18 protein-coding genes are annotated in these 16,008 nt (G+C 33.4%); 15 read left to right on the forward strand and 3 right to left on the reverse strand.

Annotation, left to right across the window (positions count from 1 at the left end; translation table 11 throughout):
- The first annotated feature begins 82 nt into the window (after window positions 1-82).
- The 7 genes from NCC77_RS06465 (at window position 83) to NCC77_RS06500 (ending at window position 5,864) form a co-directional block, all read left to right on the forward strand.
- Window positions 83-439: a hypothetical protein gene (locus NCC77_RS06465; RefSeq protein ID WP_250834859.1), complete on the forward strand. Its 357-nt coding sequence runs from the start codon at window positions 83-85 to the stop codon at window positions 437-439.
- A 172-nt stretch (window positions 440-611) separates the two neighbouring features.
- The gene (locus NCC77_RS06470) at window positions 612-1,061 is read left to right on the forward strand and encodes a hypothetical protein (RefSeq protein WP_250834860.1); all 450 of its coding nucleotides are present in this window, start codon (window positions 612-614) and stop codon (window positions 1,059-1,061) included.
- An 84-nt stretch (window positions 1,062-1,145) separates the two neighbouring features.
- Window positions 1,146-2,165 carry a phenylalanine--tRNA ligase subunit alpha gene (locus NCC77_RS06475; RefSeq protein WP_248728619.1) on the forward strand — a complete coding sequence of 340 codons (1,020 nt, stop codon included), beginning with the start codon at window positions 1,146-1,148 and terminating at the stop codon, window positions 2,163-2,165.
- Between the two features lie 162 nt (window positions 2,166-2,327).
- Window positions 2,328-2,735: a hypothetical protein gene (locus tag NCC77_RS06480; protein WP_111365565.1), complete on the forward strand. Its 408-nt coding sequence runs from the start codon at window positions 2,328-2,330 to the stop codon at window positions 2,733-2,735.
- Window positions 2,736-2,981: 246 nt separating this feature from the next.
- Window positions 2,982-3,758: an isocitrate lyase/PEP mutase family protein gene (locus NCC77_RS06485; protein WP_250834861.1), complete on the forward strand. Its 777-nt coding sequence runs from the start codon at window positions 2,982-2,984 to the stop codon at window positions 3,756-3,758.
- 6 nt (window positions 3,759-3,764) lie between these two features.
- Window positions 3,765-4,802 (forward strand): bifunctional transcriptional activator/DNA repair enzyme AdaA, encoded by a 1,038-nt coding sequence (locus NCC77_RS23015; RefSeq protein WP_349306040.1) that lies wholly within the window; start codon window positions 3,765-3,767, stop codon window positions 4,800-4,802.
- Window positions 4,803-5,165: 363 nt separating this feature from the next.
- Window positions 5,166-5,864 (forward strand): hypothetical protein, encoded by a 699-nt coding sequence (locus NCC77_RS06500; protein ID WP_250834862.1) that lies wholly within the window; start codon window positions 5,166-5,168, stop codon window positions 5,862-5,864.
- A 56-nt stretch (window positions 5,865-5,920) separates the two neighbouring features.
- On the opposite strand, the gene NCC77_RS06505 is transcribed toward NCC77_RS06500, so the two are convergent.
- From NCC77_RS06505 to NCC77_RS06515, 3 genes are all read right to left on the reverse strand, one after another.
- Entirely contained in the window at window positions 5,921-6,916 is a 996-nt protein-coding gene (locus tag NCC77_RS06505; RefSeq protein ID WP_250834863.1) for an NAD(P)H-dependent glycerol-3-phosphate dehydrogenase, read from the reverse strand.
- A 358-nt stretch (window positions 6,917-7,274) separates the two neighbouring features.
- Window positions 7,275-8,432, reverse strand: coding sequence for an iron-containing alcohol dehydrogenase (locus NCC77_RS06510; RefSeq protein ID WP_250834864.1), 1,158 nt, complete (start codon window positions 8,430-8,432; stop codon window positions 7,275-7,277).
- Window positions 8,433-8,610: 178 nt separating this feature from the next.
- Window positions 8,611-9,372: a type 1 glutamine amidotransferase domain-containing protein gene (locus NCC77_RS06515; RefSeq protein WP_250834865.1), complete on the reverse strand. Its 762-nt coding sequence runs from the start codon at window positions 9,370-9,372 to the stop codon at window positions 8,611-8,613.
- Between the two features lie 85 nt (window positions 9,373-9,457).
- Between NCC77_RS06515 and NCC77_RS06520 the strand changes: the two genes are divergently transcribed.
- The 8 genes from NCC77_RS06520 (at window position 9,458) to NCC77_RS06555 (ending at window position 16,003) form a co-directional block, all read left to right on the forward strand.
- Window positions 9,458-10,363 (forward strand): LysR family transcriptional regulator, encoded by a 906-nt coding sequence (locus NCC77_RS06520; RefSeq protein ID WP_250834866.1) that lies wholly within the window; start codon window positions 9,458-9,460, stop codon window positions 10,361-10,363.
- A 114-nt stretch (window positions 10,364-10,477) separates the two neighbouring features.
- Window positions 10,478-10,846 (forward strand): PKD domain-containing protein, encoded by a 369-nt coding sequence (locus tag NCC77_RS06525; protein WP_250834867.1) that lies wholly within the window; start codon window positions 10,478-10,480, stop codon window positions 10,844-10,846.
- Between the two features lie 110 nt (window positions 10,847-10,956).
- Window positions 10,957-11,649, forward strand: coding sequence for an NUDIX hydrolase (locus tag NCC77_RS06530; RefSeq protein ID WP_250834868.1), 693 nt, complete (start codon window positions 10,957-10,959; stop codon window positions 11,647-11,649).
- Between the two features lie 74 nt (window positions 11,650-11,723).
- Entirely contained in the window at window positions 11,724-12,557 is an 834-nt protein-coding gene (gene prs, locus NCC77_RS06535; RefSeq protein WP_250834869.1) for a ribose-phosphate diphosphokinase, read from the forward strand.
- 17 nt (window positions 12,558-12,574) lie between these two features.
- Window positions 12,575-13,414: an ADP-ribosylglycohydrolase family protein gene (locus NCC77_RS06540; RefSeq protein WP_250834870.1), complete on the forward strand. Its 840-nt coding sequence runs from the start codon at window positions 12,575-12,577 to the stop codon at window positions 13,412-13,414.
- Between the two features lie 148 nt (window positions 13,415-13,562).
- Complete coding sequence (locus tag NCC77_RS06545; RefSeq protein ID WP_250834871.1) at window positions 13,563-13,898, forward strand: hypothetical protein; 336 nt, start codon at window positions 13,563-13,565, stop codon at window positions 13,896-13,898.
- Window positions 13,899-13,900: 2 nt separating this feature from the next.
- Window positions 13,901-14,710, forward strand: coding sequence for a hypothetical protein (locus NCC77_RS06550; RefSeq protein ID WP_250834872.1), 810 nt, complete (start codon window positions 13,901-13,903; stop codon window positions 14,708-14,710).
- A gap of 210 nt (window positions 14,711-14,920) precedes the next feature.
- Window positions 14,921-16,003 (forward strand): adenylosuccinate synthetase, encoded by a 1,083-nt coding sequence (locus NCC77_RS06555; RefSeq protein WP_250834873.1) that lies wholly within the window; start codon window positions 14,921-14,923, stop codon window positions 16,001-16,003.
- The last annotated feature ends 5 nt before the right edge of the window (window positions 16,004-16,008 follow it).

Genomic DNA, 16,008 nt, shown 5'->3' on the forward strand with positions numbered 1-16,008 from the left:
AGAGTTCAGATTGCATTCTGCCCCTTCAGAATTGATTTTTAAATCAGCAATCTAAAATCTACAATCTAAAATCATAAATTAAATGTCTAGAGATACACAATTAAAAGAGCGATGGGAAAAGCTCGTTGATATACTTTCCAATCAGTTTTCGCAAGGCGAAGACTTAGATTTGGATGCCATAATTTACTTAATCGGAGTTCAAGAATACGGAAAAGTGCACCGCGAATACAAAAAAGACGAAAAACTGAATTTAATGCACATTGCAATCTGTCGATTACTAGAACCATACGGATTTTATGAATTTGAATATTTTGACGATGAAGGCTGGCCTCATTATAAAGTAAAAGAAAATTTACCGCCGTTAAAAGCAGGAGAACAATCGATTTTAATGAAAGAAGCGATTGTGAGTTATTTTTTAGAAAGAAAACTTATTGAGTAGATTTTTTTTAAGTGTTGAGTATTCAGTTGCTTAGTGTTCAGCGCTGTAAACGGAATATTGACCACTAAAAACCTTACCACTGACCACTAAAAAAATGTGCAGATACGCAATGACATCTTATAAGCCTCATTATGCTTGTTTTAATTGTCGAAAGACCTTTAAAAGAAGATTGATGGTTGATGTAAAAAAAGGAGAAACATCGGTTTTTGAAGCCAAATGTCCGCAATGCGGTGAATTTATGGCTAATATGGGACTAGATTTTGAATCGCCTAAAAAAGACGATGTCAAAAAGTGGGAACATATTAAAAGTTTATTTTCTGTAGGCATTACGTTTCACTCCTGCGGTTGTAGTGGGCCCGGCTATATTCCAAATTCAAAAGAAAAATTAGTAGAGTATTTTGAAGGCATAAAAAAAAGATATCTTGAAAATATGGGCTTTTGGCGCACTAGAATCGAACCAACAAATAAACAAGAAAGAGAACGGGATTTAAATAAAAACTGGCATAAACTCAGCAGTATTTCTTCTAATTACAAAAAGGAAATAGTAACCAATCAGGAAGGTTTAGATTATTGGCATGTAAAGATTAAACAAGTTGAAGAAAAGTTAAATCTGATAAAATAATTTACAGAAAACCTAAAACTGCGACGGTGACCGCACACTTTCAACTAAAAACACTAAATTTGTACTCTCAATTATCGAAGGAAAATGATAGATAAGATAAAACAACATATAGAGGAAGCTAAAGCCTTTAATGAGAAAAATAAAGAATCGTTAGAACAATTCCGTATTAAATATTTAGGAAGTAAAGGTTTGCTGAAAGAACTTTTTACTGAATTTAAAAATATACCAAACGACCAGAAAAAAGATTTTGGACAAGTAATCAATACTTTAAAAGCGGTTGCTGAAGAAAAAGTAAGAGTTATTCAGGAAGAGCTTGAAAGCAAAGAAGAGTCTAAAGGAATTTTCGGAGATTTAACACGTGCGGCAGAACCTGTAATTATTGGTTCTCGCCACCCGATTTCTATCGTTAAAAATCAGATTATAGATATTTTTGCTAATATCGGATTCAATGTTTCTGAAGGACCAGAAATTGAAGACGACTGGCATAACTTTACAGCATTGAACTTGCCAGAATACCATCCGGCGCGTGATATGCAGGATACGTTTTTTATCCAAACTAATCCTGATGTGTTGTTGCGTACGCATACATCATCGGTTCAGGTGCGTTATATGGAAAATCACAAACCGCCAATTCGTACCATTTCTCCAGGACGTGTTTTCCGTAATGAAGCGATTTCTTCTCGTTCGCACTGTATTTTCCATCAAGTGGAAGGATTGTACATTGACAAAGATGTGTCTTTTGCCGATTTGAAACAGACGTTACTTTATTTTACAAAAGAAATGTTCGGAAAATCTAAAATCCGTCTTCGTCCATCTTATTTTCCATTTACAGAGCCAAGCGCTGAAATTGATATCTATTGGGGATTAAAAACGGAAACTGATTACAGAATCACAAAAGGAACGGGTTGGTTAGAAATTGGAGGTTGCGGAATGGTAGATCCAAACGTTTTGAAAAACTGTGATATCAACCCAGATGAATACAACGGATTTGCTTTCGGAATGGGAGTAGAGCGTATTGCAATGCTTTTATACCAAATTGGAGATATCCGTATGTTCTATGAAAATGATGTTCGTTTCTTAGAGCAGTTCAAATCAAATATTTAGGAGCTATTTCCTGCTGTCCGCTGTATCTTTTGTTTTTTAAAGAAAAAAACAAAAGGATGCCGCTTCCATCAGGGCTATGACTTTACGTTATAAATTACCTTTACAGTAAACAAACCTTTGTTGAAGCTTCAGGCTTTGACAAAGGTTTTTAAAATTTAATAGATGAAAAAAGATATAATAATTCCAGAAGTTGAAAATGTATTTCTTGCTGCAGTGCAGGAATGGAGCGACGATTTTATGGAAAAAGTGTGGTACGCTTATTTGGTTAACGACAGTGATTTTAATTTAGACAGCGTTATGGTAGTTTCAAAAGCATTTGGAACTATTGATGGCGAAATGAAAAAGACTTCAATCTTGCGTCATGCATTCGTTGAGGTTCCTTCGGTTTCTGTTGTAAAGATAGAATTAGTAGAAAAGAGCCTTTTAGCGCTTAATAATGAGTTCATGGTAACTTTCTTCATCGGAAATACTTTATACGATAAGAAGTTTATTTTTAAAGCCAATTCGCTTGACGAAAACAATACGGAAGAAGTGCCGATTTTGTTTGTTGAGGGGATTATGGTCAAATAGTATTCAGTGGTCAGTTTTTAGTGGTCACTTTTACGATAGAAAAAAAGTCAGATAAATAATTTATTCTGACTTTTTTTTATTTAATACCTAGACTTAAAACTATGACGGTGACTGATTGCTTAAAAATAGTATGAAATCACGATCATTTATGGTCGTGATTTTTTATTAAAAAAAATAGATGTCAATTTTTCGGTTGCAGAAAGTTTTCTCCTAAAAGTACTTTTGTCAAAACTAAAAGAGTAAAATATGACAACAAGATTTGAAGAATTCAGAAAACTGCACTATAATGAAACTCCGCTATTACTTGGCAATGTTTGGAATGTTCAAAGTGCGTTGCAATATGAGAAATTAGGATTTAAAGCGCTTGGAACTTCAAGCGCAGCAATTGCTTCTGATTTAGGTTATGAAGATGGCGAAAATATGCCTTTTGAGGATTATTTTTTTATGATTCGAAGAATAAAATCGGCTGTAAAAATTCCTTTAAGTGTTGATTTAGAAGCTGGTTATGGTGATACTGTTAAGGAAATAGTTGCAAATATTTCAAGATTATATGAAATTGGAATAGTCGGAATTAATATTGAAGATTCGGTTGTTATCAACTCAAAAAGAGAAATAACAGAAACAGAATCTTTTGCAACAAAATTGAAAGCAATCGTAGAAAACTTAAAAAAGAAAAACATCGATATGTTTATAAATGTGCGTTCTGATGTATTTCTTCTAGATTTACCGAACAAAATGGAAGAATCTAAATACAGATTAAAACAATATGAAAAGGCTGGGATTGATGGTGTTTTTCTTCCGTGTATTACAAATGAAAATGATATAAAAGAAATTGCTGCAATAATAAAACTTCCTCTTAATGTGATGTGCATGCCTAATCTTTCTAATTTTGAAAAGTTAAAAGAATTGGGAGTAAAGCGCATTAGTATGGGGAATTTTGCAAATGCTTTTCTAAACAAACAATTGGAAAAAGTTACTTTACAGATACTTGAAAGAAATAGCTTTTCTCCTATTTTTGAATAATCGGTTATGGAACTTACAGACGATATAATGTATCAGGCAGCAGTAAATAAAGACACTTCTTTTGAAGGAGTGTTTTTTACTGCGGTTAAAACAACTGGAATATTTTGCCGACCAACTTGTACAGCTAGAAAACCAAAAAGAGAAAATGTAGAATTTTTTACCAGTTCAAAGGAGGCTATTTTAAAAGGATATCGGCCATGTAAAGTTTGTTTTCCTTTGGAAAAATATAATGAAACGCCTGATTTTATAAAGGAGATTTTAAAAGAGCTTTCAGAAAATCCAGCTCTAAAATTCAAAGATGCAGATTTAATACAACGCGGAATTGAACCGAGTAAAATGCGACGATGGTTTTTAAAAAATCATAAGATTACATTTCAGGCTTATCAAAGAATGTTTCGTATTAATAGCGCTTTCAAAAAGATAAAAGAAGGAGAAAGTGTTACTTCAACAGCTTTTGATATTGGTTATGAATCTTTGAGTGGTTTTAATGATTCTTTTAAATCGATATTTGGCGTTTCTCCTAAAAATAGTAAAGCACAAAATATAATTGATCTTAAAAGAATAGAAACTCCGCTCGGAACGATGTATGTCTGTGCAGTAAAAGAAGGAATTTGTTTGCTCGAATTTACAGACAGAAAAATGCTGGAGACAGAATTTAAGGCATTGGCAAAAATATTCAATGCTTCAATTATTCAGGGAGATAATATTCATTTTGAAATTTTAGAAGAGCAATTAAAAGAATATTTCGAAGGAAAAAGAAAGAAATTTACAATTCCGATTTGCTCTCCAGGATCTGATTTTCAAAATAAAGTTTGGACAACGCTACAAAATATACCTTATGGGGCTGTGAGAACTTATAAAGAGCAGTCTATTGCCATTAATAAACCACAAGCAATTAGAGCTGTAGCTAATGCAAATGGAGCAAACAGAATTTCAATACTTATTCCGTGTCATCGTGTTATAGGCTCAAATGGAGAATTGACAGGATATGGAGGCGGATTATGGCGAAAGAAATGGCTTTTGGAACTGGAGAGTAGAAGTTAGTTTTCAGTCTCAGTCACGGTTTGCAATCAGATGATTACCAAAACTGAAAACTGAGACTAAAAACTAACTGTGGTAAAACAGAGGGTATGATTCTATAAGATCGGTTGATAGACTCATAATAAAATCTTCCTAAAGCGGTTAATTCAGATGCATGACGATCTAGTTTTTTAATCAGTTTTGATGTTGTGGGAAACAAAGTATCGTTTAATTGATTTTCTTTTCGTTTTGGCTGAGGCATTTCAGCATTGTAGATGTTTAAAATACCTAGTAAATTTGAAAATATTCAACAAATCTTATTTAGTCTGTTTAAAAATAATGTTATATTTTTGTTTTATAAATATGTATAATCCTATAAATTAAATTATGAAAACAAGAATTACATTGTTATTAGTCAGCAGTTTGTTTTTTAATTGGTCATGTAGCACAACAAGTGCTTATGAAGAAAATATTATTGCTAACAAAGAGATTGAAAGAAAAGGAGATGTTTATCTTTTAATTCCTTCCACAAAAGATACTTTATATTATAAAGATTTATCAAAAAAAGATTTCTATTCTCATAAGGAAAATCTCGATTTAATTAAAGATATATTTGCCAATCCTGAAAAATATGGTTTAAGCAATGAAGGCGAAAATAATGATAAAAGTATTTACACTAATTCTAATGGTTTTTTGATTAGAAAAGGAGGAGAAAATAATTCGTTAAATACAGGTAAAGCTTTATTTGATGATAATGATGGTCCAGGTGCGACTTTTCATGTATATGGAGAACAAACAATTTGTGATGGTCTTATGACGCAAGAATCAATGGATTTTCTCATAGATAATAGCTGTCCTTATAATATGGATCCAATGATTCTTTTATTGGCGGGTAAGGATAGTCCAAATGGCTATCGCCCATCAAATATTGCTTTCATGTCAGCTAATGATCGCGTATTCCATGACGGAAAGAATCATTATATTGTTTTAGAAGCAATTGTTTATACTTGGAGTAGAGCGTGGACTGAAAATTTTGAAGCTGCAATGGCAGTAGATCCTGTTGATTGTATTGTTAGATTGCAATAGTTTTAAAAAAAAAATCAGGTATTGCGCAGATACCTGATTTTTTAAAAAGTATATTTTTAATCCAAAGACTCGGTCAACTTCTTGAAAACCGTTTTGGCGTCTTTTCCTTCGTATAGAACAGCATAAACAGCGTCTATAATTGGCGTTTTCGCACCGTAACCTTGATTTAGTTTATAGGCACTTTTTGTTGCGTAATAACCTTCGGCAACCATGCTCATTTCCATCATAGCACTTTTTACGGTATATCCTTTTCCGATCATATTTCCGAACATTCTATTTCTAGAGAAAACAGAATATCCTGTAACCAACAAATCGCCTAGATAAGCCGAATCGTTAATGTTACGTTTCATTCGGTGTACTTTTCTAATGAATTTCTTCATTTCGCGAATCGCATTACTCATAAGAACCGATTGGAAGTTGTCGCCATAACCTAAACCATGCGCAATTCCGGCAGCAATGGAGTAAATGTTTTTTAGCATTGCTGCATATTCAGTTCCGATGATGTCGTCTGAAATTTTGGCTTTAATATAATTTCCAGAAAGTGTTTTGGCTACAATTTTAGCTTTATCCGGATCGCCGCAAGCAATTGTCAAGTACGAAAGCCTTTCTAAAGCTACTTCTTCTGCGTGGCAAGGTCCTGTAATTACTCCAATATTATAATATGGAATGTCGTATTCAATGTGGAAATGTTCGCCGACAATTAAACTCGTTTCTGGAACAATTCCTTTAATAGCAGAAAAAATGATTTTATCTGATAAAGAAACCGTCATGTTTTTTAACTCGGCATCTAAGAAAGCAGAAGGAATTGCAAAAATAATGTAATCTGCATATTCTATCGCTTCATTTATATTGTTGGTTAATTTGAGTTTTTTGGTATCAAATTCAACAGAACTTAAGTAGTTCGGATTGTGCTTGAATTTCTCGATATGCTCAATAGCAGCATCATTGCGCATGTACCACGAAATTTCAGAAAGATTTACACATAACATTTTTGCAATTGCCGTTGCCCAGCTTCCTCCACCAATCACTGCAAATTTTAAATTTTCGCTCATTATTTTAATAATTTAAAACAAAAGTACTTAATAATGTGCTAATAAAGCAAAATCTGTTTTAAGAAATTTTGAAAACAAGCTTTAATTGCAATGACTTTCAAGAAGTTTAAGAACAAAAAAAAAATTTTTAATGTTCAAACAATAAAACTATCTGACTTACGTTATAACAATTTATAAATTAGAATTTTAATGAATTTAAAAAAAATTGAGTTAGTTAGTTTTGTTTTAGTATTTTGAAAAGGCGTTCCTAAACTTGTTAAGAACGCCTTTTTTATTTAAATCTCAATTCTAAAATTCCAAATTCCAAGTGGGTAATCTCAAAAGATTTGGAATTTGGAATTTTCAAATTGGAATTTCATTAATAAGAAAGTTCAACAATAGATTTTACTTTATCTAAAGTCACTAATTGATTTTCTCCTAAACCTTTCCAACCTCTTTCCTCAAAGCGATTTACGATAAAATCGGCAGTTTTAGAATAGTCTTCTGTATATTGAGAAAGTTTAGTGTCCATGCCCATTGTATGGAAAAATTCAACCGTTTTGTTAATGGCTTCTTTTGCAACTTCTTCGTCAGAACCAGTTAAGTTGAAGATTCTTCTTCCGTATTGTGCTAGTTTTGCTTTTTTAGTTTCAAACATTACATGGTACAAACTTGGGCCAATTATCGCCAAAGTTCTAGCATGATCAATTTCATAAAGCGCTGTCAATTCGTGACCAATCATGTGCGTTGCCCAATCGCTTGGAACACCTTTCTGAATTAATCCGTTTAAAGCCATTGTGCAGCTCCACATAAAATTAGAAGCCAAAGTATAATCATTTGGGTTTGCTACGATTCCAGGACCAACTTCAATTAAAGTCTGTAGAACACCTTCTGCAATTCTATCCTGAAGAAATGCATCCGTAGGATACGTTAAATATTGTTCCATAACGTGCGTGTATGCATCTACAACACCATTTTCGATTTGTCTTTTTGGTAAAGACGAAATCACTGTAGGATCACAGATTGAAAATTGAGGAAATAAAGCACTTCCGCCAGAAGATAATTTTTCTTGAGTTGCTTCAATTGTTACCACATATCCAGAATTCATTTCACTTCCTGTTGCCGGAAGAGTTAAAACCGTTCCGAATGGCATTGCATTTTCTTTAATTAAAATTCTTTTTTGAAGAATGTCAATCGGATTTCCTTCAAAGTTTACTGCTGCCGAAATAAACTTCACGCCATCAATTACAGATCCGCCACCAACAGCCAAAATAAAATCGATTTTTTCTGCTTTGATGACATCAACCGCTTTCATCAAAGTTTCAAATCTCGGATTGGGTTCGATTCCACCAAATTCTACAATTTCAAAACCTTTAAGGTTGTTGGTTACTTGATCATAAATTCCGTTTTTAAAAATACTTCCACCGCCATAAGCCAAAAGCACTTTTGCGCCTTTTGGAACTAAAGTCGAAAGTTTTTCAATTTGTCCTTTTCCGAAAACTAAATTTGTCGGATTGTATAATTCAAAGTTGAGCATTTTTTTAGAGTTTCTAAGATGCTAAGTTTCTGAGTTTTTTGCTTTAGAACATAAATTCTCAGAAACTTAACATTGTGATTTATTAATTTTTATTTTCCCATTTAGTGAATAAGAGATTGAGTTTTTAGATTTCTAAAAGAAAACCTTAGCATCTTAGAGCCTCAGTCCCTTAGACCCTTTATTTTAATTCTTGTAACAATTTTGCAGCTACCAATTTAGATGAAGCTGGGTTTTGTCCTGTAATTAAAAGTCCGTCTGCAACTGCGTATGGTTGCCAGTTTGGACCTTTAGAAAAAATTCCTCCGTTTGATGCCAAAGCATCTTCTAATAAAAACGGAACTACTTTTGTCAATCCAACTGCTTCTTCTTCCTCATTAGTAAATCCGGTTATTTTTTTGCCTTTTACTAAATATTCACCTTTTACTTTTACGTTTTTCAAAACAGCAGGAGCGTGACAAACAAATGCTACTGGTTTTTTATTCGTATAAAAAGCTTCGATTAAAGCAATTGAATTTTTGTCTTCTACTAAATCCCAAAGCGGTCCGTGACCTCCTGGATAAAATACTGCGTCGTAATCTTTTTGGTTAACTGTAGAAAGTTTTAAAGTATTTTTTAATTTTTCTTGTAAAGCTTTATCAGCGTCAAAGCGTTTGGTGTCTTCAGTTGCCGAAGCTGGATCGGCACTTTTTGGATCAATTGGCGGTTGTCCTCCAAGCGGAGAAGCAATTGTAATTTCGACTCCCTGATCTAACAGTTCATAATAAGGTGCTGCAAATTCTTCAGACCAAAATCCTGTTTTTTCTCCAGTGTTGCCCAGCTTATCGTTGCTGGTTACAACAAATAATACTTTTTTCATACCTTTTTTATTTGATTTTTGAGCTACAGCAGATGTGCTTACAGCGGTAAATGCAATTATTGCGAGTAATGCGATTTTTTTCATAATTTTAAATTTTTAACAAATTTACGTCTTAAGTGATATCAGTAAAAATAAAATAAACTATGTTTGTTATAAGTAAATTTATGTCATGGTAAATCTAGAATGGTACAGAACTTTTAAGGCTGTATATAAAAATGGTAATTTTTCGGTAGCCGCAAAAGAGTTATTTATGAGCCAGCCTGCGGTTAGTCAGCAAATTTCTATGCTTGAGGCTCACGTTGGAAATAAATTATTTAATCGGAAATCAAAAGGAGTAGAGCCAACCGAATACGCTAAGTTACTGAATAATTTGATAATAGATGCGCTCGATCGTCTTGAAAGTGTCGAAACAGGTTTTCGTGCAAAAGCAGAAGACGCTAATCGATTAATTTCTGTTGGAATCTCTAAACATCTTTTTGACTGCGTTGGAAATCTCTTAATTTCAAAGTTTGACTTAATAGATTTTACTTTTGCAGAAAATGACGAACTTTTTGCATTGGTAGATTCAAAAAAACTGGATTTTGCCATTACAACCAAAAGGTTCGATACTTTTGATACTACTTATGAAATAGTTGGAAAAATTAAACTGATTTTGGTTGCTCCAACTAGTTTGGATATAACCGATTTCCGCCAGAAATTAAAAGCTGATAATTTTACCGAAATAGAGCAATGGCTTAACGGACAAAAATGGTACAGTCATGATGCGCGAATTCCGCACATAAAAGTATTCTGGCTTCATGCTTTCAATAAAAAAAGGCCTTCGATGGTTCCAAACTATATTATTCCTTCAGAATCTGAAATGCTGAGACTGCTTTCGAAGAATGATGGTGTTGCGGTGACCTGGAATTGTAATGCCAGAAATTATATTAAGGAGAATAAATTGCAGTTAGTTTGGAATAGCTTTCATGTTCCAGAAGAATTTGTGTATTTATTAGTGCCAAAAAATAATAATGTAAAGTCGTTTTTTGATATCATTGAAAAGGAACTGAAATTGTTTTTTGGGAATAGGTTATGATTAACTTATTCAGTTAGTTATGTTTTTTTTATTAGTTAAAAATTCTTTCTTTTCTTTTGAGTGTATCTTTTAAAAGAATAAATTTGAGTAAGAAACCAATAAAAATTTCCAATTATGAAAAAGGTAAAAGTAGCTTTAATGTTTATTGCAGTATTTTTTGTAATCAATTCTTGCAGTAAAAGTGATGATGAAGCAATTGTAGATTGTTTTGGAGACTCAATATTAACGGAATTAAAACATTCAGCAGATGGAACTAATCCTAAAATAATTAACTATTCCATACAATACAGTGGAAGTAATACGGTAACTTCTGTAAAATGGACTTTTGGTGATGGAAAAACAGAAACCATAAATAGTTCGACCGGAGCTGTATCGCATACTTATAGTGCTGCAGGAACTTTTGAAGTTAAAGCAGATGTAACGCTAAAAAAAGACGGTGGAAGTTGTACTGTTAGCCCAAAGAAAAGTGTGACAGTGAACTAAAATACTGCTTGTAAAAATAGTAATGAGGATCAACTTTGTAATTTATTGCGGAAGCATAGATTACAAAGTTGATCCTCATTCGTTATATTTGTTTGATATGATTTAGGAATATGGAAAAGTTACAAAATATTAGAATTGCGGTTGATGCGATTGTTTTTGGTTATAAAAACAATGGCTTGTATGTTTTATTAATTGAACAAAAGTTTGGTTCTGCAGAGAAATATTGGGCATTACCGGGTGGTTTAGTGCAGAACGACGAATCTTTAAGTGATGCTGTTATTCGCGAATTGCATGAAGAAACCAATGTACAATTAACTTTTATGGAACAATTGTACACTTTTGGAGATGATATTTACAGAGATTCCAGAAATCGTGTTATTTCGGTTGCTTATTACGCTTTGGTTGATGCTTCCAACTTAGAAATTAAAGCAGATACAGATGCAGAAAGAGTGCAATGGTTTAAAATTGATGAAATTCCGTCTTTGGCTTTCGATCATAATATCATTTTAAAGAAAGGAATAGAAAGATTAAAAGCCAAACTGACTTACGAACCAATTGGTTTCGATTTACTTCCCGAGGAATTCTTATTCTCAGACCTCGAAAATCTTTATTGCACGATTTTAGAAAAAGAAATAGATCGCCGAAACTTCAGAAAAAAAATACTGAGCTATGGTTTTTTAGAAGAAACCGATAATTTTTCTCCAATAAGAAGCGGAAGACCAGCAAAATTATTTAAGTTCAATAAGCTAAAATACAATGAGTTAATTGATAAAGGCTTTCACTTCGAAGTAAAGTTTGCGTAATTTTTACACAAAATAAATTGTTTATTTAAAATTAAATTCTACATTTGCGTATAATTAACGCAAACCGCAACACTATGATACTAAATCTCGACCCAAAATTCGCTCCATTTCAAAATCAGGAAGAAATCAAATTTCAAAGTTTTACTTTCTCAGGAGGAGAACCACACATCAAAATCGCTCCAGATTTTGATCCAAATAGAAAAGTTACCATTACACATCGATTGAATTCATTCAACGATTTAGGTTTGTTATGCGTTACAGTTGATGCGCTAAGAAGAATGGATGTTAAAATCATTGATCTTTTTATTCCGTATTTCCCAGCTGCGAGACAAGACCGTGTTATGATTCCTGGCGAACCATTATCTGTAAAAGTATACGCCGATATTATTAATGTAATGCAATTGAACAAAGTTTTTGTTTTTGATGCGCATTCAGAAGTAACTCCAGCTTTGTTGAATAATAGTACCGTAATTCCGAATTACACTTTTATCAAAGAAGTTTTGAATAGAATTGGCGAAAACGTAAAACTGATTTCTCCAGACGGTGGCGCTTTGAAAAAAATTTACAAAGTATCTGAGTTTTTAGGTGGTGTTGAGGTTGTAGAATGCAGTAAAAGCCGCGATGTAAAAACGGGAAAATTATCTGGTTTTAAAGTTTACAACGAAGATTTGCAAGGAATGGATTGCTTAATTGTAGATGATATCTGCGACGGAGGAGGAACTTTTGTAGGATTAGCCGAAGAGTTAAAAAAGAAAAATGCCGGAAAATTATACTTAGCGGTAAGCCACGGAATTTTTAATAAAGGTTTTGAAGTTTTAAACTGCTTTGATGGCATTTTTACAACCAATTCTTTTAAAGATTTTGAAGACGAAAGTGTTCAAGTGATTGGATTAGATCAATTAGTTTAACTTTTGAATCGTAAAAAATGATACTAGAAGCAGCAATAGGAGACGCTTACGGGGCAGGATTTGAATTTCAGGAGTTAGATTATATCATTAAAAACAATCATTTAACGCAATATCATAAACATGGCATGTATACAGAAATCTACAAAAGATATACTGACGATACACAAATGGCCATTGCAATAACAGAACTTTTATTGGAAGATGACAATTGGAATGAAGTAAAAGTTGCCGATAAGTTTGTTGAAGTTTTTCATAGAGATAAAAGAAGAGGTTATTCAGATAGGGTTTATAATGCATTAGAGGCTAGTAAAAATGGAACTGATTTTCTAAAAATTATCGATAATAGAAGCAGTGGAAATGGATCGGCCATGCGAGCTTACTCCATCGGACTTATAGAAGATGTTAATCAGTTATTGGATTTTTGTGAAATTCAGGCAAAAACATCTCATTTTACTGCAGAAGGAATTAGCTGTGCTAAAAGAATAGCTTTAGCGGTTCATTTTTACAAATATAAATTGGGAGACAAAAGCTCTTTGATAGATTTTGTAAATGATACTTTAAAAGAAAAAGAAGTATACCAAGTAACATCACCAATTGATATGCACGGGTATTTTAGCACTCAAGCTGTTATCAAAATGGTTTCTGAAGCAGATTCTATGCAGGATTGTTTAAAAACAGGAATCGATTATGGTGGAGATACAGATACCGTTGCAGCTTTGTGTATGGCGATTTTGAGTCAGAAAGAGAATTGCGAAAAAACACTGCCAAAGTTTTTATATGACGAATTAGAAAACGGCACATACGGAAGAGATTTTCTAATCAGTTTAGATCTTAAATTGAAAGAGAAGTTTCATTGAGATAAGAAGTTTCACGTTTCAAGTTGTTGTTGCGAGTGTGAAACATGAAACAAAAAAATACTATTAACTTTTTCAAGTTTAAAACCAAATTTCAGGCCCAGCATACAGCCTGAAACTTTAAACTTGAAACAAAAACAACCAAAATATTATGAGCGACGATTTAAAACTAAGATTTATTGAGTCTTTAAAAAGAAACAATGATCAGATAAGAGAAGACAGAGCCAAAGTAATTGGTGAGGACTCAGAATTAATATACAGAAGAAGAGTCGAAGATATCGAATTAAAAATCAAAAGACTCGAAAGAGAACAAGAAGGACTGATTGATATTAGTCCATTGGATAAAAACAGTTTGACTTTTGCCGATTTTCAGCCAGAAGCCTTTGTTCAGAAAGACATGGAAATTTCGCTGACCATTAGAAATTTAAACATCCAGTTTGAGGTTACAAAAAAGAGATTTGAATATTTATTTGGTAAAAAATATTAGTCATGGGAGGTACAAGATATGATTTCGGTGCTCGTGAAGACAGAGCAAAAAAAGTAGGTTATGCTAGTAAATCAGCTAGCGAGATTTTTACACAGAATGCATTACGAATGGCCCATGAATCGATGAACCCAAACGGAGTGGTTTTTAGAGAAGCAAGAGATTCAGATGTGCATCCCAATACAGTTCCGATTATTTTAGGATTGGACGTTACCGGAAGTATGGGACATATTCCGCATGAATTGATAAAAGAAGGACTTCCAAAATTAATGGGAGGAATTATTCAGGGTGGCGTTCCAGATCCAGCGCTTTTATTCTTAGGAATTGGCGATCACGAATGCGACAGATATCCGCTCCAAGTCGGACAGTTTGAATCTGGCGACGAAGAATTGGATATGTGGCTGACAAGAACCTACATTGAAGGTGGAGGCGGAGGAAATGCTGGCGAAAGTTATCTTTTAGCGTGGTATTTTGCAGCATTTCATACCAAAACCGATGCTTTCGAAAAAAGAGGACAAAAAGGATTGTTGTTTACTGTTGGTGATGAGCCAGGTTTGAAAACGCTTCCAGCTTCAGCAATTAAAGAAATTATGGGTCAGGGACAACAGACTTATACGCATCTTGAATTATTAGCAGAAGCGCAAAAAAAATACGATGTCTATCATATTAGTGTATTGCATTCAGGACAAGCCATTAATGCCGATGTAGAATGGAAGGAATTACTAGGACAAAACTGTTTGTCTATCGAAGATCACAGAGAAATTCCAAACGTAATTAAAAAGATCATCTGCGATAAACATAAAAGTTCTGTTTAAGGTTTAGGAACAAGTCCGGTTTCAGGAGGTTTAGATAATATAGAAATGCTTTAAAATTTTCTGAGTTTCCGATATTAAAATGTAAAGTTTTTTTCTCAGCAACTAGAAATTTGCTCGCAAAGCCGCGAAGGCGCAAAGCCTTTTAATTTAAAGGTTAAACTTAAAAAACTTTGCGGCTTCGCGCCTTTGCGAGATTAAAATAAAAACAAAATGAAAACAGCGAAAATAGTTATAGGTTTAGGATTTGGCGATGAAGGAAAAGGAATAACCACAGATTTTCTGGCGAAACAAAATCCTGAATCAATAGTTATTCGGTTTTCAGGAGGACAGCAGGCCGCTCATACCGTCATGATTGGCAATAGAAAACACGTGCATTCGAGTTTTGCAAGCGGAGCACTTCGCGGTCTTCCATCTTATTACAGCGAACACTGTACGATTCATCCACTTTTTTTATACAACGAAAGAGAAGAATTAAAAGAAAAAGAGGCTAATCTGGATTTGTACATTCATCCTTTAGCAAAAGTGACCACTCCTTTTGATGTTTGGCACAACAGAGGAAATGCTAGAAATATTGATCACGGAACCTGTGGAAAAGGGATTGGCTCAACCATGAAAAGAAATGAAGGTCCATATAAATTATTTGCTATAGATTTGATTGCACCTCGAGAAATGCTTTTAGAAAAACTAAACCAAATCGCCTATTACTATGGTTTTTTAAACGAAAGCGAAATCGACGAAGAAGTCAATCAATATTTGGAAGCAATCGATAAATTAAAATGGAATATTGTTGATTATACGTTTCTTTCAAAATACGAAAATCTCATTTTTGAAGGTAGTCAGGGAATTCTACTTGATATGGATCACGGTGTTTTTCCGAATGTAACCTATGCCAATACCACTTCAAAAAATGCAATTGAAATTTGTAATAAGCTAAAGATTGAAGATGTAGCCATTTATTACGTAACCCGAAGTTATGCAACCCGCCACGGACACGGCTGGATGGCCAATGAAGGAGAAATTAAATTAAAAAATAACGAAGAAGAAACTTGTGTTTTTAACGACTACCAAAAGCATTTACGTTTTGGAAAGTTGAATTACGAACTTCTGAATTATGCTCTAAAACTCGATGCCGCTTACAGCCCAATGGCAAAACGAAATTTGGTTGTAACCTGTATGGATCAGCTGGAGCAGGATTATGAGTTTGAAAGTCTCACAACAGAGTTCAATGAAATCTATGGATCATTTTCGCCCGATTCAAAAGATTTTAAAAACATTACTTCTTTGTTCCAATAAATAGA

This window comes from Flavobacterium tyrosinilyticum, from assembly GCF_023656565.1.
Classification (GTDB): Bacteria; Bacteroidota; Bacteroidia; order Flavobacteriales; family Flavobacteriaceae; genus Flavobacterium; species Flavobacterium tyrosinilyticum.